Source organism: Paenibacillus glycanilyticus, assembly GCF_023715145.1.
Taxonomy (GTDB): Bacteria; Bacillota; Bacilli; order Paenibacillales; family Paenibacillaceae; genus Pristimantibacillus; species Pristimantibacillus glycanilyticus_A.
The window spans coordinates 417,703-440,730 of the sequence record NZ_JAMBNP010000003.1 but is presented as its reverse complement, the minus strand read 5'-3'; the positions used below and the strand labels follow the sequence as shown (position 1 = coordinate 440,730).

The window sequence follows — 23,028 nt, the reverse complement described above, 5'->3', positions numbered from 1 at the left end:
CGCAACAAGGGGCTGTCCCTTAGCTGCTTAAGCTAATGGGACAGCCCCTTTGTGTATATATCGGCTCACTAAACAAAAAGAAGTGGACTGGTTAGGCGCCGATTACACTTCCATGATGATAGGAAGGATCATCGGCTTTCTTTTCGTTTGTTCATATAAGAATCGTCCGAGCGCGTCTTTCACGTTTGATTTTAGTGTTGTCCATTGGTTTACGTTATCGCTGATGGATTTCGTAATCGTTCTTGTCACAATTCTGCCTGCTTCCTCAAGCAATCCTTCCGACTCGCGTACATAGACGAAACCGCGGGAGATAATATCCGGTCCCGATTTGATCGTCTTGTCCTGCTTGCTGATCGTTACAACAACGACCAGAATGCCATCCTGAGATAAATGCTTGCGGTCCCGAAGCACGATATTGCCGACATCGCCGATGCCAAGACCGTCGATATACGTATTGCCTGCCGGCACCTTGCCGGATTTGCGTGCATCGCCGTTTACGATTTCTACAATCTCGCCGTTGTCGACGATAAAGGTATGACCTTGCTGTACGCCAACTGCTTCCGCCAGCTTCTTGTGATGGAGCTGCATACGGTATTCCCCGTGAATCGGGATGAAATACTTCGGTGCCATCAATTGAAGCATTAACTTCAGCTCTTCCTGGCTGCCGTGGCCAGATACGTGCATGCCCGTCTGTGTGCCGGAGCCATAGATGACATTCGCTCCGAGACGGAACAGCTCGTCTACCGTACGTCCGATGCTGCGTTCATTACCCGGAATCGGTGTTGCCGAGATAATAACCGTATCGCCTTCCAGAATCTCTACCTGGCGGTGATTCGAGCGGGCCATCCGCGTAAGCGCGGACATCGGCTCGCCCTGGCTGCCTGTACAAAGAATAACGACTTGATTATCCGCATAACGGTTCACTTCGTTTGTCTCAATCAGCATACCGTCCGGAATATCAAGATACCCAAGCTCCGAAGCAATGGTAATCATGTTGACCATGCTGCGTCCGATTATCGCCAGCTTCCGTCCCGATGCTGCCGCTGCGTCAACTACCTGCTGCAGACGGTGCACGTTCGAGGCGAAGGTGGAGACGATAACACGGCGCTCAGCCTTGCGGAAAGCATCGATAAAGTTCGCTCCAACGATCCGTTCCGATGGCGTAAAGCCTGGACGTTCAGCGTTCGTGCTCTCCGACAGCAAAGCGAGTACGCCCTTCTTCCCAATCTCGGCCATCCGGTGAATATCCGCATGATAGTCGCCTACCGGTGTTTGGTCGAACTTGAAGTCACCCGTATGGACAACAACGCCTTCCGGTGTATCCAGCACGACGCCGAGGGAATCCGGAATACTGTGGTTCGTCTTGAAGAACGACGCCTTCATCGTACCCAGCTTGATCTCGGAATCCGAATGAATTAGATGACGCTCCGTCGATCCGAGCAGTCCCGCTTCCTTCAGCTTCCCTTCGATCAATCCCATCGTGAGCCGGCTTGCATAGACCGGCATGCTCAGCTGCTTCAGAATATACGGCAGGCCGCCAATGTGGTCTTCATGGCCGTGCGTGATGAGCAATGCTCTAACCTTGTCCTTATTCTCGATGAGGTACGTAATGTCCGGCACGATAATGTCGATGCCAAGAAGCTCCTCGTCCGGGAATTTGGAACCGCAATCAATTACAATAATATCGTTCGCGTATTGTACCGCGTACATATTTTTGCCAATTTCGCCTACGCCGCCCAAGGCAAAAATGGTTAGTTTCTTATCTGTTTTATGGTTATTCAAAAATAATCCTCCTATTTTATAAGACTGACGACGATTGTTATACTTCAAACTCAAAAAAATCCGAACCAGTCACTTGCCACCATTATAGCACGAAAAAATAACAAAATGGAAATAGGCTGTTCAGCCTTTTTATAACCGCAATAGAATTTATTAACTTCGCGTTGCGGAGCCTAAATTCTATTGGGCGAAAAATGCTCTAGGTCAGCCGTTTTAGCTACTCCCTGCTGAATTTCCTCCAAGCCGCAAACGCCGCGTTCACGGTTAATCCAAGCGCTATGCCAATAATTACCGCTGCCAAATTCAAACCGTGTATGAACAAGAGCAGCATGCCAGCGCCATAATCATCCTTCGGAAGCGGAAAAACAATCCCCATCAGATAACCGGTAATCAGCAGCATTGGCACCCAAATAACAGGGATAAACAAAGCAAAATACCAATATTTTCGTCGGAACCACAACATAACGGGCAACGCGTATACTGCCGATGTTATTGCAAAAACGATGTACGCCTCATCTATAGCGGCACTATAGCGATAGGCCAGTTGAAAAAAAGTATTCCCGATTACCGCGTAAATAACGCTTGCGAGCACAACGAAAAATGCAGCCCGGCTGTAGCCTGGTCTTGCGGACGGCTTCATTATCGCTTAATGATCTCCTTCAGAGCCCGGGTTAACGCGGCCATTTCTTCATCCGTGCCGACGGTCACGCGCAAATATTGATCAATGCGCGGCTGCTTGAAGTACCGGACGAGCACCCCGCTGTCGCGAAGCTGCTGGAATAACTGCTCTGCGGCATGCTCCGGATGGGAGATGAACACAAAGTTGGCTGCGGAATCCGTTACGATAAAGCCCAGCTCTTGCAATTCCTTCGTCACGGCTTCGCGGGTCGCGATGACCTTTGCGGTTGTTTCCAGGAAATACGCCTCGTCCTCAAACGCGGCAACCGCACCCGCCAGGGCGAGACGGTCAAGCGTGTAGGAATTGAAGGAGTTTTTGACGCGGTTAAGCCCGTCGATCAGCTCTTCGCTGCCAAGCGCCCAGCCAACCCGCAGTCCCGCCAGAGAGCGCGACTTCGAGAGCGTCTGCACGACAAGCAGATTTGGATATTCCTTCACCAGCTTCGCGGCCGATTCGCCGTCAAAATCAATATACGCCTCATCGATCAGGACAACCTTATCCGGGTTTTGAACGAGCAAGGTCCGGATATCGTCCAGGGAGATCAGCATCGCCGTAGGCGCGTTTGGATTCGGAATAACAATGCCTCCGGAATCGCGGCGGCTGAATTCGCCGAGCGGCAGCTTGAACTGCTCGTCCAGCGGAATAATGTCCGCCTTCAGCTGGTAGAATTCCGCATACACTTTATAGAAGCTGTATGTAATGTCTGCGAAGGCTACCGGTTTGGCCGGATTGAAGAACGCCGCAAAAGCGAAAGCAAGCACTTCGTCAGAGCCGTTCCCTACAAACACTTGATTCGGAGCAACGTCGAAATAACCGGCGATCTTCCGTACAAGCGCATCACAGGTAGGATCGGGATAAAGCCTCAAATCATCATTGGTTACCGACCGGATCGCCTCCAGCACCTTCGGGGAAGGCGGGTACGGATTTTCGTTGGTGTTCAGCTTAATATATTTTTTGTCCTTCGGCTGCTCCCCAGGTACATAAGGAACTAAAGAAGCCGTAAGCGGACTCCAAAACTTACTCAATGCTCATTCTCCCCTGTCTGTATCATCCTATTGTTTCCAGAATAAATCATTTTAGAGCATAGCACCACCGGCGGGACTCTATACCTTGCGGCCCACAATAATCAAATCCCGTTCCACGCCGTCAAGCTCGGCAACCTTCGGCAGATTCGCCCATTCTTCAAAGCCGAACTTCCGGAGCAGTCCAAGGCTTGGTCCATTATGGCCAAACACAAATCCGAGCAGCGTACGAAGGCCAAGCCCAGGGCTTGCCTCCAGCGCCTTCTGGATCAGGAACGAACCGATTCCGCGCGCGCGGCGTTCTTGATCGATATAAATACTGATCTCAGCAGTCGCATTATACGCCGGGCGTCCATAAAACGACTGGAAGCTCAGCCAGGCAATGATCGTCCCCTTATCCTCAAGCACCCACAACGGGCGAAAATCCGGCGAATGCTCGTTATACCAACGCACTCTGCTCTCCACCGATACGGGCTCCAGATCAGCCGTTACCTCGCGGGAAGCGATAGTCGAATTGTATATTTCAACGATGCGGGGCAGATCATCAAGTCCGGCATCCCGGATCGTAAAATCATTGTTCATAAATAGTTCTCTCCTTAGCCTTTGTATCCTTTTATTTGATTGTACAGCGAGCATTAAATTTGCGCACGCGTAAATAATTTTACCATGCCGAAATAAAAACAAGCCAAGCCCCCGAGAGGAGGCTTGGCTTGTGCCGTTCACCCTTTTCGTTATTGACTGTCGTCATGCTCGACAAACGTTCCCGCGATAAAATCGTGAATGGCCCGTTTGTCTTCTCTCAAACCAACCATAAACGCGCTGACGATCAGCGCTATGCCGAAGGAAAATCCATAGATTAAGCCGCCTACTAATTGGCGAAGCAGCATGGTGCCGATGCCAATTGGCATGCCGTCGACCCGTTTGATCCTGATTCCGCATATCTTCTTCCCTATCGTATAACCGTTCCACACGATCGGAATGAGCAAGGAATACAGGAAGGAGACGATGTTCGTAAACAGGCTGTCTCCTTTGCCGAACAAAATCAAAGAAATGATGGCAAGCGGAATGCCTATAATAAGTCCATCCAATATCGCGGCGCCAAAACGCCTCCAGAATCCCGCACGATAATGCGTATCCATGTTATTCCTCCCTATATTATCTATTGGCTGCTTCTTCGCTCCATTTAGCCTATTACAGGCCGTTTTTGCTTATGACTTCCCCTATGGCAGCCTGAAAGCTGGTTAACATAGAATTTCGAGATCATTCTACAATTCCCTTCTTTTTTCCATGTCCTATAAGATGCATAAAAAACCGGACCATCCTCTAGGGACAGCCCGGTTGCGTCAGTGTATCTATTATGCTTTCGAAGGATCAAACGAGCTTTTCAGAGAGACGATCCGGTTGAACACCAGCTTCTCTTCCGACGAATCCTTCGGATCCACGTTGAAGTAGCCGTGACGGAAGAACTGGAACTTGTCATGGCCCTTCGCGCCCTTCATGTTTGGCTCCACGAAGCCTTTCAGAATTTGTTCATTGTTCGGATTGATGCATTCGAGGAACGGCTTGCCTTCCTCTTCGGCTTCATTCGTAATAAGCGGCTCATACAGACGGAAGTCTGCGGGCACGGCTTGCGAAGCGTCCACCCAGTGGATCGTGCCTTTTACCTTGCGGGCGTTAAAGCCCGAACCGCTTTTCGTTGCCGGATCATACGTGCAGCGCAGCTCGATCACATTGCCGTCCGCATCCTTGATCACTTCCTGGCATGTAATGAAGTAAGCATGCTTCAGGCGCACTTCGTTGCCGGGGAACAGGCGGAAATATTTCGCCGGAGGGTTCTCCATGAAATCGTCTTGCTCAATATAGATCTCGCGGGAGAACGGAATTTGGCGCGTGCCCATTTCCTCGTTCTCGGCGTTGTTCTCCGCTTCGAGCATCTCGGATTGGCCTTCCGGATAGTTCGTAATCACAACCTTCAGCGGCTGCAGAACGGCCATCGTGCGAAGCGCCTTCAGCTTCAGGTCTTCCCGTATAAAATGCTCCAGCATCCGCTCGTCGACCGTGCTGTTTGCTTTCGCTACGCCAATCTCGCGGCAGAACGCGCGGATCGCTTCTGCCGTATAGCCTTTGCGGCGAAGTCCGCTGATGGTTGGCATGCGAGGATCGTCCCATGCCGTAACGACACCTTCGTCAACAAGCAGCTTCAGCTTTCTCTTGCTCATCACGGTATTGGTCACGTTCAGACGGGCAAATTCGTATTGCTTCGGTACGTCAACCATCTCGCATTCGGCGATTGTCCAGTCGTAGAGCGGACGGTGGTCGGCGAATTCGAGCGTGCAGATCGAATGCGTAATGCCTTCAATCGCGTCGCTGATCGGATGCGCATAGTCGTACATCGGGTAGATGCACCAAGCATCGCCGGTACGGTGATGATGGGCATGAGCAATCCGGTACAGCACAGGGTCGCGGAAGTTGATATTGGGCGAAGCCATGTCAATCTTCGCGCGCAGCACCTTCTCGCCGTCCTTGAACTCGCCTGCGCGCATTCTCGCGAACAGATCCAGATTCTCTTCGACGCTGCGATTGCGGTACGGGCTGTCTTGACCCGGTTGCGTCAGCGTGCCGCGAGTCTCGCGGATTTGTTCGGCAGTCAGGTCGCACACGTAGGCTTTTCCTTTGCGGATCAGCAGAACGGCGCGGTTATATAACTCTTCGAAATAGTCGGATGCAAAGCGAAGATCATCCCAGTCAAATCCGAGCCAGCGTACATCCTCTTTGATCGACTCCACGTATTCCGTATCTTCCTTCACCGGATTCGTATCATCGAAACGCAGATTTGTCCGTCCCTTGAATTCATCGGCAAGCTCGAAGTTCAGACAGATCGACTTGGCGTGTCCGATGTGCAAATATCCGTTAGGCTCCGGCGGAAAGCGGGTCACGATTTCCTGCACGTGGCCTTCTTTCAAATCTTCGACGACGATGTTCTTAATAAAGTTAGAGGATGATACCTTATTCTCCACTGTGTTTTCCACGGCGACCAACCTTTCCCGTAAATAATTATCTTCCTATCATACACAAATTTACGAGAAAATACACTGTCAACTGCCGTGCCGGGCTGCCCTCTAGAATAAAAAGTCCAATGCGCCGGCCGAGTAGAGCAGTACCAATACGACAAGGATTGGCGCAATATAACGGACCATAAAGATCCAAATCCGGAACCACCCCGAGGTAAGGCCCGCTTCGTCCGCCGCATGCTTCCATACCCAGCCGACGAAGACCGTTACGATCAGGCCGCCAAGCGGCAGCAAAATGTTGGAGCAGATGAAATCCATCCAGTCGAAGAAGGTTTTCTCCCCGAACTGCCATCCATCAACCGCACCTCCTACCGATATCGCAGAAGGTATACCAAGTATAAAGAGAAGCACCGTGATTGCGGTAACCGAGAGACCTCGGCTCCAGCCAAAGCGCTCGCAGGCGAAGGCAACCGGCACCTCGAGCAGGCCAACGGTCGAAGTTAATGCGGCAAACGCCAGAAGAATAAAGAATAACCCGCCGAACAGACTGCCGAGCGGCATCGCCGCAAATGCAGCCGGCAAAGCGACAAATACAAGGCCCGGTCCTTCACCCGGCTCAATGCCAAAAGCAAAGGATGTCGGGAATATAATGAGCCCCGCGAGGAAGGCATACAGCAGGTCGCCAAGACCAATTGCCATCGTTCCGGCGCCGAGCGACTGTCTCTTGTCCACATAAGCGCCGTACGTAATCATGGTCCCCATCCCAAGCGACAAGGAGAAGAAAGCATGTCCAAGCGCAACAAGCGCCGACTCTGCAGACAGCTTGCCGAAATCGGGACTAAGGAAGAAGGATACGCCTTCCGCCGCCCCATCGAGAGTTAACGAACGCACAACCAGAACCAGAAGCAATATAACAAGGCCCGGAATCAGAATTTTATTGAATTTCTCGATTCCCGCCGATACGCCTTTAATAATAACGGCTGCCGTTAAAACCAGCGCAAGCAGCATCCACCATACCGGCTGCCAGCTTCCGATAAAGGAGCTGAACTGTCCGGAATAATCCGAATTCGAAAACAGCTGACCGGAAAATGACCGTGCCGCATAATACATCGTCCAGCCTGCGACCACCGAATAGAACGACAGGATGAGAAACGGCGCCAGAATCATGAGGAACCCAAGCGCTCCCCAGCCTTTCCGCTTGGTCAGCCGATTGAACGACGTGGACACGCTGCCCCGGCCAGCCCGGCCGAGCGTGAGCTCCGCCATTAGGACGGGCAAACCTACTGCCAGCAAACAAACGGTAAACATAAGGAAGAAAGCCGCTCCGCCGTATTTGCCCGTGATATAAGGGAATTTCCACATATTCCCCAGCCCCACCGCGCTGCCGATCGCAGCGAAAATAAAGCCGGATTTCGAGAACCGCTCCCCGCTATCGGCCGGAGCTGGAGCTGACGTGCTCTTGTTGTGATCAACCATCTAAACCTACCTCTTTCTTTGTGTCTTCGCCTGATGTTGTTGAGCCTATTATTTACTTCCAGCTCGAGAAAAAACCGGAATCGTTATCGTACTATTTTTCATACGTTCATACAATAACAAAAAAGATGAAACGGAAGGTGAGCGCGCCATGGCAGCACAACCGATTGTCCTCTTCCCCTGCGGCGGCTGGCGCGGTATTCCGCCCGGTCAGCGGAGCTGGCTGGAGGAGTTCGCACGGAAAAGAAAGCTTCTGGCGCTGGCCGATGACGCCCCAAGCTCCGTTGAGCAGATCTCCTTGGAGCAGCTCGGCAACGTGGAATGGAGCAGCGCCTCCGTTATCGTCATGCATCCCGCGTGGGTGCATATTGCGGTACCGCTGAAGCCTCGCTGCCTTATCGTCATGCTGCCGGGGCCGGAGCAGGCCGAAGAAGAGCTGTGGGCCAAATGCCGATCGTGGCTATGCGCTTATGCCACGCTGGTCGTCGCCGGCTCGGAGGCCTTTTATCTGGAGCAGTCCTTCCGCCGCGGCAGCGTTTTTCTGATGGACGGATTAGACGAGACCTCCGATCTGTTCGCAAGACAGGCGGTGGAGTGGCATATCGACGGCTTCGAATCGGATACGCTTATCCGGCTGCAGCAGCGGCACCGGGCGAACTGGCGGCAGGAGCTGCTGCAGAAGCAGGAACAAGCAGCCGATTCTTCCTCAAGCGGGTATGCCGACGGTCTCTTCTACCATTCGGTCTATCGGTATTTGACCGGTGAAGCCGAGCTTGCGCGCAAGCTGCTGCTGGCTTCCTTCGAGCAGATGCTGCTGGAGGGCCGCGAGAATACGCTTCAGAACGTTTACCGCTTCTTGTCGGCTGTCGAGCTGGAGCAGGGACGCCTTCAGGAGGCTGTAAGGACCTACGGGTATACCGCCCAGGGACAGATGGAATGGGGTTACGCCGAGCAATTAACGGAATGGCTTGCCTGCGGGAAGCGGGAGCTTGTCAAAGCTCAGCTGTATGCCCTAAATGACGATTACCGCAAAGCGGCAGCTCTTCTGGAGCCCCTTGCGGATGAACCCGAAGCCAGGTCGCTGCTCATCTCTACCTATATCCAAATGGGCAGGTTGGGAAGCGCGTTCTCTCTTGGGGAGGCCGGGCATCTGAAGACGGCGGGCGACCGCCGGCAATGGCAGCATCTGCAAGGAACGGCGCTATTGCTGGAAGGCAAGCGGCATGAAGCAATCCACTGCTTCCTGTCGGCCGGAGAGAACAGGCAGGAGGAATTACACGGAATGATCGAGCTCGCGGTTATGGATGGCGTTGCGCGGGAACTCACTCAGGGAAATAAGGAGGCCAACTGAGGATGGCTAACGGTCTCGGGAAGGGCGGCAGGAAAAAGACAGCCAACAAGCTGACCGCCATCATGCAGGTTCGGAATGAAGCCGGACGTTATCTGGAAGCAGCGCTTGCGGATTTGTCCGGGTTCGTGGACGAGATTGTAATCGTGGATGACGCAAGCACCGACGATACGCCGGAGCTTGCCGGGTCCTTCGAAAAGGTCGTGAAGCTTGTACGGAATAAGGAATCGCTGTTCCATAAGGAGTGGCTGCTGCGCGAGCTCCTGTGGCGGGCGGCCGAAGAAACCTCGCCGGATTGGATACTGGCGGTTGATGCGGACGAATTTTACGAGGATTATGCCAAGGGGGCCCTGCGTGAGCTCATCAATCAGGATGAGTACGATACGGTCTCTTTCCGCATGTATGATTTCTGGGACTCCGTCACCCATTACCGCGAGGATGAGTGGTGGAATCTTCATCAGCGGCCAATGATGACGCTTGTCCGGTATTTGCCCGGTTATCATTATGCTTATCCGAAGCGGGCGCATCATGCTCCCCGTCTTCCCTTCACTTATAACGCATTGCCGGGTCTGGATACCGAGCTTCGGATCAAGCACTTCGGCTGGGCGGGAAGCGCCGAGGAGCGACAGGCCAAATACGACCGTTATATGAAGCTTGATCCTCAGGGACAATGGGGAAATCTCGGCCATTATGCGTCCATCCTGGAGCCAAATCCCAGGCTGATCCGCTGGCAGGAGAGGGATCGGAATGATGAATAACGGGACGATGCGGAAGGCAGAGGCAAAAAGCGCCGGAACGGTGACCCTATTAACCCATAGTTATTTGAACGGTTACGGCCGGGATTACTCCCGGCTGTTCGGAGGAGGGCTGGAGCGCTACGTCGATTTGTTATGCCGAGCGGTAAAGGAGCTTGGGCTGACTCCGGTTGTCTATCAGCTTACTTATTACGAGCCTTTTGATACCGTTTACGAAGGTGTCCGGGTTCGGGGCTGGCCGTTTGATGCACACCGGATTACGGAGGCATTCGAGCTCATGGCCGAGTCGGCGGAAGGCCTTCTTATCTATGCCAGCTGTATCTGGCATCCGATTCGTTACCGTCCGGGAAGCATCGGAATCTGCCACGGCATTAATTGGGACACTCCCTCCCTTGCGGCGGAGACAAAGGCGGCGATCGGCCAGCATATACATCAGGCGCTGCGGCAGCTGGACCGACTCGTTTCGGTAGACTCGCATTTTCAAACCTATTGCCGGGCCGTAGGCGAGTTTGAAGATCCCGCTTCTATTACCCTGCTTCCTAATCCGGTAGATACATCATGGTTTGTTCCGCGAAAGGATCGTCCTTCGCCTGACGGCGAAATACGGGTGCTCTATCCAAGACGGCTGAGCTATGAACGCGGCCTCGTAACGATGATGCTGTCAGCCGACGAGCTGCTCAGCCGTTATCCGTCTGTGACCGTCGAGTTCGCCGGGGAGCTGATCGACGGGTCGATGATGGCGGCCGTGTTCGGCTTATGGCATGAGGCGCATCCCCACCGGGACCGCATCATTCACCGGACCTACACATTCGAGACGATCCGTGAAGCCTATCATCAGGCCGATATTGCGGTTATTCCAACCTTGTTCTCGGAAGGAACCTCGCTCTCTTGCCTGGAGGCGATGAGCTGCGGCCTTCCTGTCGTCGCGACCAATGTTGGAGGCTTGAATGACCTCGTCGTCAACGGTATGACCGGCCGCTTGACCCCGCCTTCGGCAGAGGCGATCACTCCTGCCATCAGCGAGCTGATCGAGCAGCCCCGGCTGCGGCGCAGGCTGGGCGCAGCCGCACGGCGGGCGGCGCTCACATTCGATCAGGCGCGCTGGCTCGCCGAGTGGAAGGCGATTATTGCCGCGCAATTGGAGAAGCGGGATGGGTGCAGGAGATGATGTCTCCCCCTGCACCCCATTGCAGGTTGTGCTGGATATTCGGCTGCATAGGCCGATTTCAGGAAAACCATTGCACGTTATACAGGATATTCTCCAAATTCTGGATTATCGGGGAGGTTCGACGATAATATCCTGTACAACGTGCAGGATATATCGGGAAAAAGAGCGGAGAGACCGCATAATGCTGTATTTCGTGCAGGATAGAAGGCACGTACAGCAGTAATAGATCCTTGAACGTGCAGAATTCCAGGCTTACATGCCGTACAGCGCGGAGGTGACGCGCAGCATCAGCTCCCGCTCGCAGAGCAGCGGCGCTGCGAGCGCTGCCTCCGGCGCGGCGCGGCGGGCTCGCGCCGCAAGCGCTGCCGCGAGCCCCGAAGCAGCGGCTCGCGCGACCCATGGCTGCGCCGCCGCTTCGCGCGCAGCCGCAAACTGCACCGCCGCGGCGGGCCAATCGCCCGCGGCGCCCAGCAAAGCGCCCGCGGCGAGCCGCGCGGGCGTACCCGGCTGCGCTGCCGCGCACAGCCACTGTGCCGCGGCCAGCGCGGGCACAGGCGGCGCTGCGCCTAGCAGCGCGCACCACTGCAGCGGCGCGGGTACCGGCGCCGCCATAGACGCTGCCGCGGCTGGGCGAAGCCCCAGCCACGCGGGCCAAGCCCGCACGCGGATGAGCGCGTGCGCAAGCCCGGCGGGCGGCGGCTCAGCTCGCCCGCCCTCCACCCGGGCAAGGGCGGCGAGATACTCGCCCTTGCCCGGGTACTCCTCCGGCAGCCGCGCCCAGCGCTGCCGGGCAGCTGCCGGGTCGCCCTGCTGCACGGCGAGCAGGCCGCTCCACAATTCCCCGCCGACCGACAGACCCGCGATAAGCCTGCTGCTTACAGCCGGCTCAAGCTGCAGGCCGGCGTCTGCCAGCAGCTCCAGCATGGAGCGGCAAAGCCTATGATTGCCGCCAGAGGCCGCATGGTCGGCGGCAGCCGCCCAGAATCCCCTGAGGCTGGCATCAAGCGCGCCCAGCATCAGCAGCCTTTCCCACGCAGGCCGATAAGCCGGATTCAGAGCAAGCGCCGCCGCATAAGCCTCCGCTGCATACGCCCAATCATAGCTGCGTTCCGCCGCATATCCCGCGGCATATAACGTCCGGAAGCCTCCCGAGCCGGAGGCTGACGAATAATGTACAGGTGCAGGTCCCGCAAGGAGAGCCGTCTTGAGCGACTGTGCCGCATCAACAGGCCGGTCCATCTCCAGCTGCACAACCGCGCAAGCTTCATGCAGATCGGGAAAATCCCCGTACCGCATTAGACCGCTTCTGGCATAATGCTCCGCTTCCTCCAGTCTGCCTAGTGCCCGCAGCGCATGAACCAGCTTCAGCCATACATCGGATAAATACCCGGCTTCTTCGCCTCCGCCTGCGACTTCGAGCTGACCGCGGAGGACCGGTTCCAGCCAACGGACTGCCTGCTCCCAGCTGCCATAAGTAAAATATTCCGTTCCCATTGCATACTGCAGCATCGGATTATCCGGATCGCGGCGCAAGGCGGCGAGCAGAATCCGCTCATTCCGCTCGTTTTTTCTGCGCTTCAGCATCACCGCATTCCGGTAGCCCTCATGAAGCACCTCAACTGGAGCTTCACGCAGCGCTCCCGCTCCGCAGGCCGCAACAGCCGCCGCCGTTTCCTCATGAATAGCTCCGGCGAATCGGATACGAGGATCGCTCCTGAATAACCGGCAGACCGCATCCGTAATTTCTTCGTCCCCATTGCGTCCGTCTAACCGGCTTCTGACCGTAATCAAATAACCATGGCAGTCCTTTGCCGCGAGCAGCCGCCTCCACTCCTCCATAGGAAGCGGGAGAAGCCTTTCATCCGCATCAAGCACCAGAATCCAGGGCTGGGAGGCTCGTTCAATCGATGCATTGCGCGCCTCCGCAAAATCATCCCGCCAGCCGATCCGCAGCACCTTGGCTCCGTAGGCTTCGGCAATAGCGGTCGTCCGGTCTGTCGAACCGGTGTCTGCCACTATGATTTCGGAGCAATAAGGAGCCGCGGATGCCAGACAAGAGGGCAGGAACAGCTCCTCGTCGCGGACAATCATGCACAGCGACAAGGGGAGCTTTTCCTCAGACAGGGCTTCCCGCTGCCCGTCTGCCGTGTCATCCATCCGGCCTGAACCTTCTTCCTCCATCCGGCACGCCTCCTTACCAGCCTTCAAAACCGGGCATTAACAAGCGGATGCTTTGAATAGCTTGTTTTTCCGCAGTCTGTTTTCTCTGCTGCTGGACCCGCTCCAAATAATACTCCGCGCGCTCCCGCCAATGCGCCGCCGGAGACAGCAGCTCCTCCACTTCCTCCTTGCCGCGGTAGCCCGAAAACGGCAGCCTGCTGAAATCCCCTTCGCTCAAAGCAACGGCATGCGAAGAAAGAGAACTCCTCAATGCCGGTTCTTTGTACAATTCAGCCTGCCATTCCAAATAGGAGACGGCGCTGTCCGGGCAGCCGCTCGCAACCATCACGCCAGCCAGCTTGAGCATTGCCGCTTCGTCCGGACAAGCAATCCGTCTTGCCATCAATGCGGCAAGCTGACCTTCCCGCCCGGCGGTGCGCATAAATTTGCAAAGACGGAACAACGGCGGGAGAAGACTGGGCTTAAACCGCAATGCCGTAATGTACGCCTGAACGACGCCTTGCTCGTCAAGCAGCGCTTCATATATACGCCCCTGCAAATAAGCGGTCCGGAAGGTTCCCATTCCGTCCTCCGTATGGTACCGGGCAGGCGCGGCTCCCATCTCCAGGGCCTTCTCGGCGGCTTCCATAGCCGCCTTGTAGCGTCCGGTACTCGCTCCGCACAACGCGATATAATGCCACAAATCCGTGTAGTCGGGAAACATTGCCGTCCCTTCCCTTGCCACGGCCGCCGCTTCCTCCCATCGGCCAAGCAGTTGAAGGCTGAGCGATTCGTATTTGAGCACCAGATGGGCATAGGACAGCTGTTCGAACCCGTCTGACCTCCGTGCGGTCCGGAACGCTTCGAGCGCATCCGCCGCCCGGTTATTCCTCAAGTATTCAACCCCGATATTATAGCGGTGGAACGTATTGCCCGGCTCTTCGGCAAGCGCCAGCTCAAGCAGCTCCATATTGCGCTTCAGCTTGTTTTTCTCCGCCACCACCTGAGTCCGGTAGCCATAATGATGAATGACGACATCCGTCAGATGGAAACGGGCCGAGGGGTTTTTCCGCAAAATCGAGAACGAAATCTGCTCATGAATACGTCCCTCGAACCGGTGGGCGGGGTCATTCCTGAACATCCGCAGCACCGGATGAATCGTCGAGCCCTGATCATGATCAGGTCCGATCTGATTTCGGATTTGAAGAAGCAGGGCGGACAGCTCGGCATGGCCGGCAAAGGCAAGCAGCTGCGGCTTAGTTGTCTCATCCAGCTGCTCATCGGCATCAAGGAACAGAATCCACTCGCCCGAAGCCCGCTCCACCCCCTTGTTACGGGCTTTGGCAAAATCATGCTCCCACCCGCTCCGGATCACAACTGCCCCGTATCGCTCGGCAATGGCAACGGTCTCATCCGTCGAGCCGGTATCCACGATAATGATTTCGTCGGCAATCCCCTGCACGCTGTCCAGACAGCCGGGCAAATGCTTCTCCTCGTTCTTAACGATCATGCATAAGGAAATCCGCTTCCGCTGATCCGCCATTGACGCGCCTCCTTTGCCGTCCGTTCCAGTTGGTCTGCCAATCCATCCATTCCACCCGTTGCAGCGCTTCCTGCAGCTTCATCCGGTCGGGCTCTGACCAGCTCCCGTCCCAATTGCGTGTTCCGCTGTATTCATCCGGCTGCAGGGCATCAATTGCCAGCTGCAGACAGGCCGCGGAAGCGCCAAGCCTTGCTTTCTCCGCATAAACGCCGCTTTTATCCTCGTCTGCCGCACTCTCGAATAGCGACAGTGCCTCGCTGCGCAGCTCTTTCAAATACAGCAGCTCGCCCAACCGGAACGATTGCTCCCCCGTCAGAGCGCCTTCCTTCTCGAAACGGTCCAGCATCTGCTCTGCCGCTGCATCCACATACCCGTGATCATAGAGGAGGGTTTCAAAATGCGGCTTCAATCCGTACAACCCGCCTGCCAGCTTAAAAGCGAGACGCAGCATCCCATGGCCGACGGCGGCATCCAGCCAGCGGACAGCGGAAGCAAGCTCCTGCTCTCTTGCGAGTTTGTTCCTGGCTTCTTGCGTCATCGGCAGCCAGACATTCAATTGCTCCGTTTCTTCAGCCAGTTGGCTGCAACCGCCAAGGACATCAGCCAGCTCCTCCGGGCTTATTCGCTGTCCTTCATTCCAGCGGCATAATGCCCAGTCCATCCCTAGCTTAATCATCTCTTGTGACGGTTCGGCGTCTGCATACGGGACTGCCCCCTGCAGCCAGTTCCGGATGTGAGAAGCAGCCTCCGCATATTGACCGGTACCTATCAAGCAATCCGCGAACCCTCGCATATCGGAAAAAGAGAGCTGTATGGCGCCAGCTTCATGAACAGCGGACTGGAGCGCCTCCCTCCACAGCGGCAAAGCCGTGCTGTATGCCCCTATTTTGCTTAGTACGCGGGCTATCCGCTTGCTCTGCTCTGCTTCCTCTCCCTCCGCAAAAGCGCTTAGCTTCTGGCGGATATCCGTATCAGGCGTCCCTTGCTGTTGAAGATAGTCCGCCCAGGCAAACATTGCCTCCTCCCAGCGCGGCTTGGCACGAAGAAGAGCCTCATACTTGGTCTGAACCGCTTCGTCTTCTCCCGTTCTCTGCAGGACGGCTGCCAGACGAAGCTCTGCCAGAAAGCTGCCCGCGCCATTTTCAGATATATAGGAATGGGGTCTTGCACCCGCTTCTATAGCTGCCTCATAAGCGGCTTTGGCCTCTATCAGCAAGCCGATGGAGGTCAGGCTGTTGCCATGCAGCATAAACAGATCCGGATAATCCGGATAGCGGAGCGTCTCTCCCCGAAGCAGCTCTGCAGCTTCCGCATGCCGGGACAGCGCAAGCAGGGCTGTGGCATGGTCTCTGACCAGCGTTGGCCGGTACGGAGCGGTTAACGGCGTATAACCGAGCGCTTTGTCGAAAGCTTCCGCGGCTTCTTCGGCTTTTCCAAGCTGGCATAACGTCACGCCATAATTGTAAAGACAAAAAGGGTCATTCGGCCGCCTGGTCAGCTGCCTAGAAATGACCCTTAAATTCCGTTCCGCCTTGGATTTGCGCTGAAGCACATCCGGCATATAGCCGACATGAACAATATGCTGGTCTCCTGCACTCAGCGGTCCGTCGATATCCTTCATTATGGTTCCGTTCTCCGTTTCCCGGATGCGGACGAGCTGCTCATGAATTTCTCCATAATAACAGTAGCCGCGGTCCGCCCGGAACAGACGCACGGCTTCACTGCTCGTGCTGGAGCTCGCATCAGAGGCATCCAGCAGATGCTCCATTCGCAGCCGGTAAGCGGAAGAAGCGGCTTTGCGCAGCTCGCGTCTCAGCGACTGCGCATCACCCTTCAGGCGTTCATCGGCATCCAGAACCAGAACCCAGATTGTGCGCGCATGCTCTAATGCCAGATTGCGGGCGGAGGAGAAGTCATCCTTCCACTCCGCCTTAATCACTCTTGCTCCATACCGCAGGGCAATGTCTTCCGTTTCGTCGGTCGAACCCGTGTCGACGACGATGAGCTCATCGGCTATGCCGCGGATGCTGTCCAGGCATTCCGCGAGCATATCCTCTTCATTGCGTACGATAATGTGAACACCGAGCAGCATTTTATAACCCTCCTAAAAAGAATTAGCGCGTTCTTTGCGATAATTCTTTACTTCGTAAGCATCCGCTTAGAATTAGCGCGTTCTTTGCGATAATTCTTTACTTCGTAAGCATCCGCTTAGAATTAGCGCGTTCTTTGCGATAATTCTTTACTTCGTAAACATGCCGCTTACGTGCCTTGGCCATTGAAGTATACGTCAACGGTGGTCGGGCTGCCTGTCGTCGTAGAACGGTAAGCCAGTCTCGTATATTTCAGGAAACGCTGAGGCACTAGTACATCAACCGAACCTACCGCGATTCCCGTAACGCTCTCCACGTCGGTATACCAGTTCGTTCCGTTGGCGCTGATCTCAACACGTGCAGTCGCTGCATTCGTTCCCGGACCCTTGTTGTAGACGAAGTAAGAATAAGTGCCAAATACGCTGGTTGTAATCGTCGGCACTGCCGTATACGCATCTGCTGTTAGGTTATTCAGGTTAGCCACTTCTTGGAAGCTCTTTTGCGAAATCGAGGTAACGCTGCTTAAAGTACCTGCCGTAATTGTTGCGCCAAGAACGGACGTGATGGTTCCGGCTGTAATTGTTGCTCCAAGCACGGCATCCAGCGTACCAGCTGTAATCGTTGCCCCGGACACCGCAACTGTACCACCAGACAGCGCTATGGTCCCTCCCGAAATCGCCACTGTACCGGCTGTAATGGTCGTTCCAAGCACGGCTGTAATGGTTCCGGCTGTGATTGTTGCTCCTAACAACGCATCCAATGTTCCTGCTGTAATCGTTGCTCCTGCTACCGCAACTGTACCGCCAGACAGTGCTACGGTTCCTCCCGAAATCGCTACTGTACCGGCTGTAATGGTCGTTCCAAGCACGGCAGTAATCGTTCCCGCTGTAATTGTTGCTCCCAGTAAAGCATCCAACGTTCCGGCTGTGATTGTTGCTCCCAGCAACGCATCCAACGTTCCGGCTGTGATCGTTGCTCCTAGCACAGCATCCAGCGTTCCGGCTGTAATTGTTGCGCCGGATACTGCCACTGTGCCACCTGACAGTGCTACGGTTCCTCCCGAAATCGCTACCGTACCTGCTGTAATTGTTGTTCCAAGCACTGCTGTAATTGTTCCGGCTGTGATTGTCGCTCCCAGCAATGCATCCAATGTTCCCGCGGTGATCGTTGCTCCTAGCACGGCATCCAGCGTTCCCGCTGTAATCGTTGCTCCTGATACCGCAACCGTTCCACCCGACAGCGCCACGGTTCCTCCCGAGATCGCTACCGTACCGGCTGTAATTGTTGTGCCAAGTACAGCTGTAATCGTTCCTGCGGTAATTGTTGCTCCTAGCAATGCATCCAATGTTCCCGCTGTAATCGTTGCTCCCAGCACCGCATCTAGCGTCCCTGCCGTGATTGTCGCTCCTAGCAATGCATCCAATGTTCCCGCTGTAATCGTTGCTCCTGATACCGCAACTGTGCCACCCGACAGCGCCACGGTTCCTCCCGAGATCGCTACCGTACCGGCTGTGATTGTTGTTCCAAGCACCGCAGTAATTGTTCCCGCCGTTATCGTCGCTCCCAGCACCGCATCCAATGTCCCCGCCGTGATCGTCGCCCCAAGCACTGCATCCAAAGTTCCTGCGGTGATCGTCGCCCCAAGCACTGCATCCAACGTTCCCGCCGTGATCGTTGCGCCGGACACCGCCACGGTTCCTCCGGTTATTTCGAATGTGCCTCCAGATACGGCTACCGTGCCACCCGAGATCGCTACTGTACCTGCCGTAATCGTTGTGCCTAGTACCGCATTAATCGTTCCGCCCGTGATCGTTGCTCCCAGCACCGCATCCAATGTCCCCGCCGTGATCGTCGCTCCCAGCACAGCATCCAATGTCCCCGCCGTGATCGTCGCCCCAAGCACTGCATCCAGCGTACCTCCTGTAACCGTCGCGCCTGAGACGGCAACCGTTCCCCCAGATACCGCAACCGTTCCACCCGACAGCGCCACGGTTCCTTCCGATATCGCTACCGTACCGGCTGTAATCGTCGTACCAAGCACGGCGCTTATCGTTCCGCCTGTTATCGTTGCTCCCAGCAGCGCGCTTATCGTTCCGCCTGCCAGGATGGCATCCACCGTACCGCCGGACACGGCCACCGTTCCGGTCACGCCTACCGTGCCGCCCGAGATGGCTACTGTACCTGCCGTAATCGTAACACCCAAAATGCTGCTGATCGTACCGTCAAGCATAACGGTAACCAGATTGCCTGCAGAGTCCGTTGCAAGCGGTCTTGCCGTATCCGTACTGTCCTTACCAAAGATTAAAGTGCGTAAGTTATCCGGATTCGGATTAAAAGTCGAAAAGTTTGGCATTCCTTCCCATCACCTATTTTCTTTTAGAAAATGAAATTCATGAACAGGAGTCATCTGGGCGCGCTGCGCCTGGAAATACATTTGTATCCTTGTGGGGCTGTCCGGCTGCAGCGAGCGTACCGAGATTCTGGTGTAGTGCATAAATCTCGACGGAGTCATGATTTCAATCCCGCCCGGCTGAATGACCACTTCATGGTCATGAGCGAAATCGACACCGTTAGGCCCAACCTCCAAACGCACAACGGCAGCATTTTTCCCCCGATTAAGAACGGCATAGGAGAATACCAGGTCCGATGCCGTATCCTGTGTTGGCATCGGGACAAACTCATCCGAGGTAATGGCTTCTTCATATTCGATAGAGCGAAACACTTGAGAAGAGCCGCTGTCTCTGCATCTGCAGCAAACACGTCTTCTCGGGATGCGGTGTCTTTTGTGCCTCAAGCGCTTTTTCCGGCAATGACACGGTCTTCTATGTTTGCATCGTGCTGCTTTTCCCATTTCTCCTCTTCTCCTCAAAGTCCATGCTTCCAATACTTTATGTGTAAACGAAAATGTACGCGGCGGCGATTGGCGGCGGTAGTTTCACCTAACTTCTTTCTCATTCGTATATCCCCATACGAACTCGGCGTTTCCGCCATATAATGAGGCAAGCATTTCGAGACAAGAGGCGGACATATTGACGGATTACTCCGTTTTTAACAGCGAGAACAGTCCCCTATATAACCTGCCGAACAACCGCTACAGCAGTCCTGCCATCGTAGCTCCTCCAGAGGAAGACGCAGCAGCGAGCGGACGATTCTTCATGGTCACTTCGGCTAGTACAGCCGTAGGCGAGGGCTCTAACTATTGATTCAAATCACTAATCCGAACGGCAGCGGAAGATCACTATATATTTCAAAAGTTAGCGGAGGAGTAAGTGCCGCGGCCACGGTGAACCTGGAGGCACCGTATCCGGCGGCATCACGCCAACTCCATTTAACATGCAGCTTGGCAACGCGACTGCCAGCGTAGCTACCGCGCACAGCCACCGGCAGCGTGACGGGCACGCGCCAACCTTGTTCTATACCTCACTGCTGGCAGCGGGAATGTTCGAAGTCTTGGCGGAGGCGTTGCCATCCCCCAGGGGCAGACCTTATCGCTTAACGTAGTAGGCGCCTTAACCGTGCTCGGATTGTTGGGCGTTGGCCTCGAGATCCTCTGGTAGGAGATATAAATAAACAGCAAAAAAGCCCATGCTGCCTTATTCAGGCTTGCATGAGCTCTTCTCTTTCGGCTGTTATTACAGCAGCTTCTCGATATCCTCTACCATATTCAGCGGCTCGTCCGTCGACTCGAACCGTTTGACCACATTGCCTTCGCGGTCAATGAGGAACTTCGTGAAATTCCATTTAATATCGTTGCCTTCCAGGTAATGAGGCAGCTTCTCCGAGAGGAAAGCATGCAGCATTTTGCCGCTTGGCTCAGTGGTATCGAAGCCGTGGAATGGCGCTGTCTCGCTCAGATAAGCGAACAATGGATGCGCTGTTTCGTCCCGGACATCCGTTTTCGCAAACAGCGGGAACGTTACGCCGTAATTAATCTGGCAGAAATCCTGTACATCCGAGTTCGTGCCCGGCTCCTGCTCGCCAAATTGATTGCTCGGGAAGCCCAGAATCTCAAGTCCTTGCTCCTTGTACTGCTCATAAACCTTCTGCAGATCGGAGTATTGCGGGGTGAACCCGCACTTGCTTGCCGTATTTACGATGACGAGGACCTTACCCTTGTAATCCTCCAGGCTCACATGCTCTCCTCTGATTGTATCTGCCTCAAATGAATAGACGGTCATAATAACATCCTCCTCAAGTTGAATGATTTGATTAAAATTAAATTGTATACAACTTATATCATAGCAAGCAGCCCTATGTCAAATACATAGTTGGTTAAAAGGGTTCCAGTCAGGCCATGCTAGCAGCCCTTAAATGACAACAAGGCGCGCCGTCGGCACGCCTTGTTGTCGTCTACATTTCAGCTTTTTGCAGGCGCATGTAATCCCCAACCATGGCAAAACGCCATGGAAGAATCATCCCGAAGGCCAGCAGATAGAACAATGCGCCCGTCTGCGGAATGGACATGTACTGCTCAACCACGCTATGCAGGGCCAGCCGGATAGCCAGCAAGGTCAGCATGATGAAGATAAACGCCTTCGAGCGGCGAACGAATATATCCGATTCGATTCTCTCAAGGCGCGTAGTGACGATAAGCGGAAAAGAGAAAATCAGCAGGCCCGTCCCAAAAGCCGATACGCCCCATAACCAGTGGATATGCGTAATCGGGAACGCAAACATGATAAAGCCCGTCGACATGCCGAGCGGCGGCGCGATGATTTTGCGCAGATTGGTCGGCTGCTTGCCTGCCCGCATGCGGAGAACAATAAGCGTCAGTCCGGCACAAACCGAAAAAACGATGGACGCTATTTGGATGAGAGATGTATTTGCAGATAGCATCGTTACCTATCCTCATTTCAACTAGTGTTGGCTACCCCATCGTACTGCAAAATATTAAACAGTGCAAACCGCGCCGAAACGGCAAAACTAGTACGAACCGCGGATAAACGGATGAACCTGCTCCTGATAGAAAGCAGCAAGACGCTCCCGCTCGGGCTCCGTGAACGACGGCACGTCAAGCGCCGCAAGATTGTCTTCGACCTGACGAACATTGCGGAAGCCCGGAATAACGCAGGTTACCGCTTCGTGATCCAGCAGCCAGCGCAGCGAAGCGCGCGTCATATTGCCGCGGCCGTCCGCGATCCAGCGCAGCTGGTCAGCCAGCTCAACGCCTTTGGCAAAGCCAAGTCCCGCGAACGTCTCGCCTACGTTAAACGATTCCCCGTTCTCGTTAAAGCGCCGGTGATCATCCGCCTCGAACGTTGAAGCAGCCGTGAACTTGCCTGTTAGCAGGCCGCTCGCGAGCGGCAGGCGAACCAGAATGCCAACGCCGCGGCGATGCGCTTCGTTCAGCAGCTCAAGCGGCTTTTGGCGGAAAATATTATAGATCACCTGCAGAGCACGGACATTCGGCTGCTCCAGACAGAAGAGACCTTCCTCCACCGACTCCACGCTAACGCCGTAGTGGCGGATTTTCCCCTCTTGCTGCAGCTTGTCCAGCACGCCAAATACGCTGCCATCCTTCAGGATCGACATCGGCGGGCAATGAATCTGGTACAGATCAATCCGCTCGCGCTCGAGGCGCTTCAGGCTTGCTTCGCAATAAGCGCGCACGGATGCTTCCGAATAAGTAGCCGGATCATGAATATCTCCCGCGCGGCAAAACTTCGTCGCAACATAAATCTCATCCTCGCGGCCTTTGGTTGCCTGCGCCAGCAGGCGCTCGCTGTGGCCGTCTCCGTACACGTCAGCCGTATCAAAGAAATTAACGCCTTTATCGATGGCCGCTTCAAGCGCCAGCAGCGATTCCTTATCGTTCACGTTGCCCCAGGCACCGCCAATCGCCCATGTTCCAAAGCTGATCTCGCTTACTTTCAATTCCGAAGAGCCTAACCCGCGATAATCCATCTTCTCACCTCGTTATGTAATCGTATTCATTTTTTCAAGAAGAGCAGCATATGTTTCGCCAGCAAATACAGGTACAGTATAACAAAAATTTAGGCT

Annotated in this window: 19 protein-coding genes; 4 read left to right on the top strand and 15 right to left on the bottom strand. The window is 54.9% G+C overall.

Annotated elements, in window-relative coordinates; translation table 11 throughout:
• Window positions 1-102: 102 nt before the first annotated feature.
• The 7 genes from M3194_RS11640 to M3194_RS11610 all read right to left on the bottom strand — a co-directional run bounded on the left by M3194_RS11640 (window position 103) and on the right by M3194_RS11610 (window position 7,967).
• Window positions 103-1,782 carry a ribonuclease J gene (locus M3194_RS11640; RefSeq protein ID WP_285889216.1) on the bottom strand — a complete coding sequence of 560 codons (1,680 nt, stop codon included), beginning with the start codon at window positions 1,780-1,782 and terminating at the stop codon, window positions 103-105.
• 214 nt (window positions 1,783-1,996) lie between these two features.
• Entirely contained in the window at window positions 1,997-2,419 is a 423-nt protein-coding gene (locus tag M3194_RS11635) for a hypothetical protein (RefSeq protein ID WP_251653666.1), read from the bottom strand.
• Window positions 2,419-3,483, bottom strand: coding sequence for a histidinol-phosphate transaminase (gene hisC, locus M3194_RS11630; RefSeq protein ID WP_251653665.1), 1,065 nt, complete (start codon window positions 3,481-3,483; stop codon window positions 2,419-2,421). The genes M3194_RS11635 and hisC overlap by 1 nt, the downstream gene beginning before the upstream one ends.
• A 78-nt stretch (window positions 3,484-3,561) precedes the next feature.
• Window positions 3,562-4,062 carry a GNAT family N-acetyltransferase gene (locus M3194_RS11625; RefSeq protein WP_251653664.1) on the bottom strand — a complete coding sequence of 167 codons (501 nt, stop codon included), beginning with the start codon at window positions 4,060-4,062 and terminating at the stop codon, window positions 3,562-3,564.
• Between the two features lie 149 nt (window positions 4,063-4,211).
• Window positions 4,212-4,619, bottom strand: coding sequence for an RDD family protein (locus M3194_RS11620; RefSeq protein ID WP_251653663.1), 408 nt, complete (start codon window positions 4,617-4,619; stop codon window positions 4,212-4,214).
• A 216-nt stretch (window positions 4,620-4,835) separates the two neighbouring features.
• Window positions 4,836-6,497 (bottom strand): glutamine--tRNA ligase/YqeY domain fusion protein, encoded by a 1,662-nt coding sequence (locus M3194_RS11615; RefSeq protein WP_251654245.1) that lies wholly within the window; start codon window positions 6,495-6,497, stop codon window positions 4,836-4,838.
• A 102-nt stretch (window positions 6,498-6,599) separates the two neighbouring features.
• Window positions 6,600-7,967 (bottom strand): sodium-dependent transporter, encoded by a 1,368-nt coding sequence (locus M3194_RS11610; RefSeq protein WP_251653662.1) that lies wholly within the window; start codon window positions 7,965-7,967, stop codon window positions 6,600-6,602.
• A gap of 148 nt (window positions 7,968-8,115) precedes the next feature.
• Here M3194_RS11610 and M3194_RS11605 point away from each other — a divergent pair, with 148 nt between their 5' ends.
• The 3 genes from M3194_RS11605 to M3194_RS11595 are packed head-to-tail and all read left to right on the top strand — an operon-like array spanning window position 8,116 to window position 11,235.
• Window positions 8,116-9,315: a tetratricopeptide repeat protein gene (locus M3194_RS11605; RefSeq protein ID WP_251653661.1), complete on the top strand. Its 1,200-nt coding sequence runs from the start codon at window positions 8,116-8,118 to the stop codon at window positions 9,313-9,315.
• A 2-nt stretch (window positions 9,316-9,317) separates the two neighbouring features.
• A complete protein-coding gene (locus M3194_RS11600; protein WP_251653660.1) occupies window positions 9,318-10,070 on the top strand; it encodes a glycosyltransferase in 753 nt (250 codons plus the stop codon).
• Window positions 10,060-11,235, top strand: coding sequence for a glycosyltransferase family 4 protein (locus tag M3194_RS11595; protein WP_251653659.1), 1,176 nt, complete (start codon window positions 10,060-10,062; stop codon window positions 11,233-11,235). Before M3194_RS11600 ends, M3194_RS11595 begins: the two co-directional genes overlap by 11 nt.
• A 252-nt stretch (window positions 11,236-11,487) precedes the next feature.
• On the opposite strand, the gene M3194_RS11590 is transcribed toward M3194_RS11595, so the two are convergent.
• From M3194_RS11590 to M3194_RS11570, 5 genes are all read right to left on the bottom strand, one after another.
• Window positions 11,488-13,416, bottom strand: coding sequence for a glycosyltransferase family 2 protein (locus M3194_RS11590; protein ID WP_251653657.1), 1,929 nt, complete (start codon window positions 13,414-13,416; stop codon window positions 11,488-11,490).
• Between the two features lie 13 nt (window positions 13,417-13,429).
• The gene (locus M3194_RS11585) at window positions 13,430-14,938 is read right to left on the bottom strand and encodes a tetratricopeptide repeat-containing glycosyltransferase family 2 protein (protein ID WP_251653655.1); all 1,509 of its coding nucleotides are present in this window, start codon (window positions 14,936-14,938) and stop codon (window positions 13,430-13,432) included.
• Window positions 14,895-17,030 carry a glycosyltransferase gene (locus M3194_RS11580; RefSeq protein WP_251653653.1) on the bottom strand — a complete coding sequence of 712 codons (2,136 nt, stop codon included), beginning with the start codon at window positions 17,028-17,030 and terminating at the stop codon, window positions 14,895-14,897. The genes M3194_RS11585 and M3194_RS11580 overlap by 44 nt, the downstream gene beginning before the upstream one ends.
• Window positions 17,031-17,197: 167 nt before the next feature.
• Window positions 17,198-19,381, bottom strand: a complete 2,184-nt coding sequence (locus tag M3194_RS11575) for a DUF6385 domain-containing protein (protein WP_251653652.1) — start codon at window positions 19,379-19,381, stop codon at window positions 17,198-17,200.
• 9 nt (window positions 19,382-19,390) lie between these two features.
• Window positions 19,391-19,750 (bottom strand): DUF6385 domain-containing protein, encoded by a 360-nt coding sequence (locus M3194_RS11570; protein ID WP_251653651.1) that lies wholly within the window; start codon window positions 19,748-19,750, stop codon window positions 19,391-19,393.
• 307 nt (window positions 19,751-20,057) lie between these two features.
• Here M3194_RS11570 and M3194_RS11565 point away from each other — a divergent pair, with 307 nt between their 5' ends.
• Complete coding sequence (locus M3194_RS11565) at window positions 20,058-20,231, top strand: hypothetical protein (protein ID WP_251653650.1); 174 nt, start codon at window positions 20,058-20,060, stop codon at window positions 20,229-20,231.
• Window positions 20,232-20,660: 429 nt separating this feature from the next.
• Here M3194_RS11565 and M3194_RS11560 read toward each other — a convergent pair whose 3' ends face one another.
• The 3 genes from M3194_RS11560 to M3194_RS11550 all read right to left on the bottom strand — a co-directional run bounded on the left by M3194_RS11560 (window position 20,661) and on the right by M3194_RS11550 (window position 22,932).
• A complete protein-coding gene (locus M3194_RS11560) occupies window positions 20,661-21,206 on the bottom strand; it encodes a glutathione peroxidase (protein WP_251653649.1) in 546 nt (181 codons plus the stop codon).
• Window positions 21,207-21,378: 172 nt separating this feature from the next.
• Window positions 21,379-21,864, bottom strand: coding sequence for a CcdC family protein (locus tag M3194_RS11555; protein ID WP_251653648.1), 486 nt, complete (start codon window positions 21,862-21,864; stop codon window positions 21,379-21,381).
• An 87-nt stretch (window positions 21,865-21,951) separates the two neighbouring features.
• On the bottom strand, window positions 21,952-22,932 hold the full coding sequence (locus M3194_RS11550; protein ID WP_251653647.1) for an aldo/keto reductase: 981 nt from the start codon (window positions 22,930-22,932) through the stop codon (window positions 21,952-21,954).
• Between the last annotated feature and the right edge of the window lie 96 nt (window positions 22,933-23,028).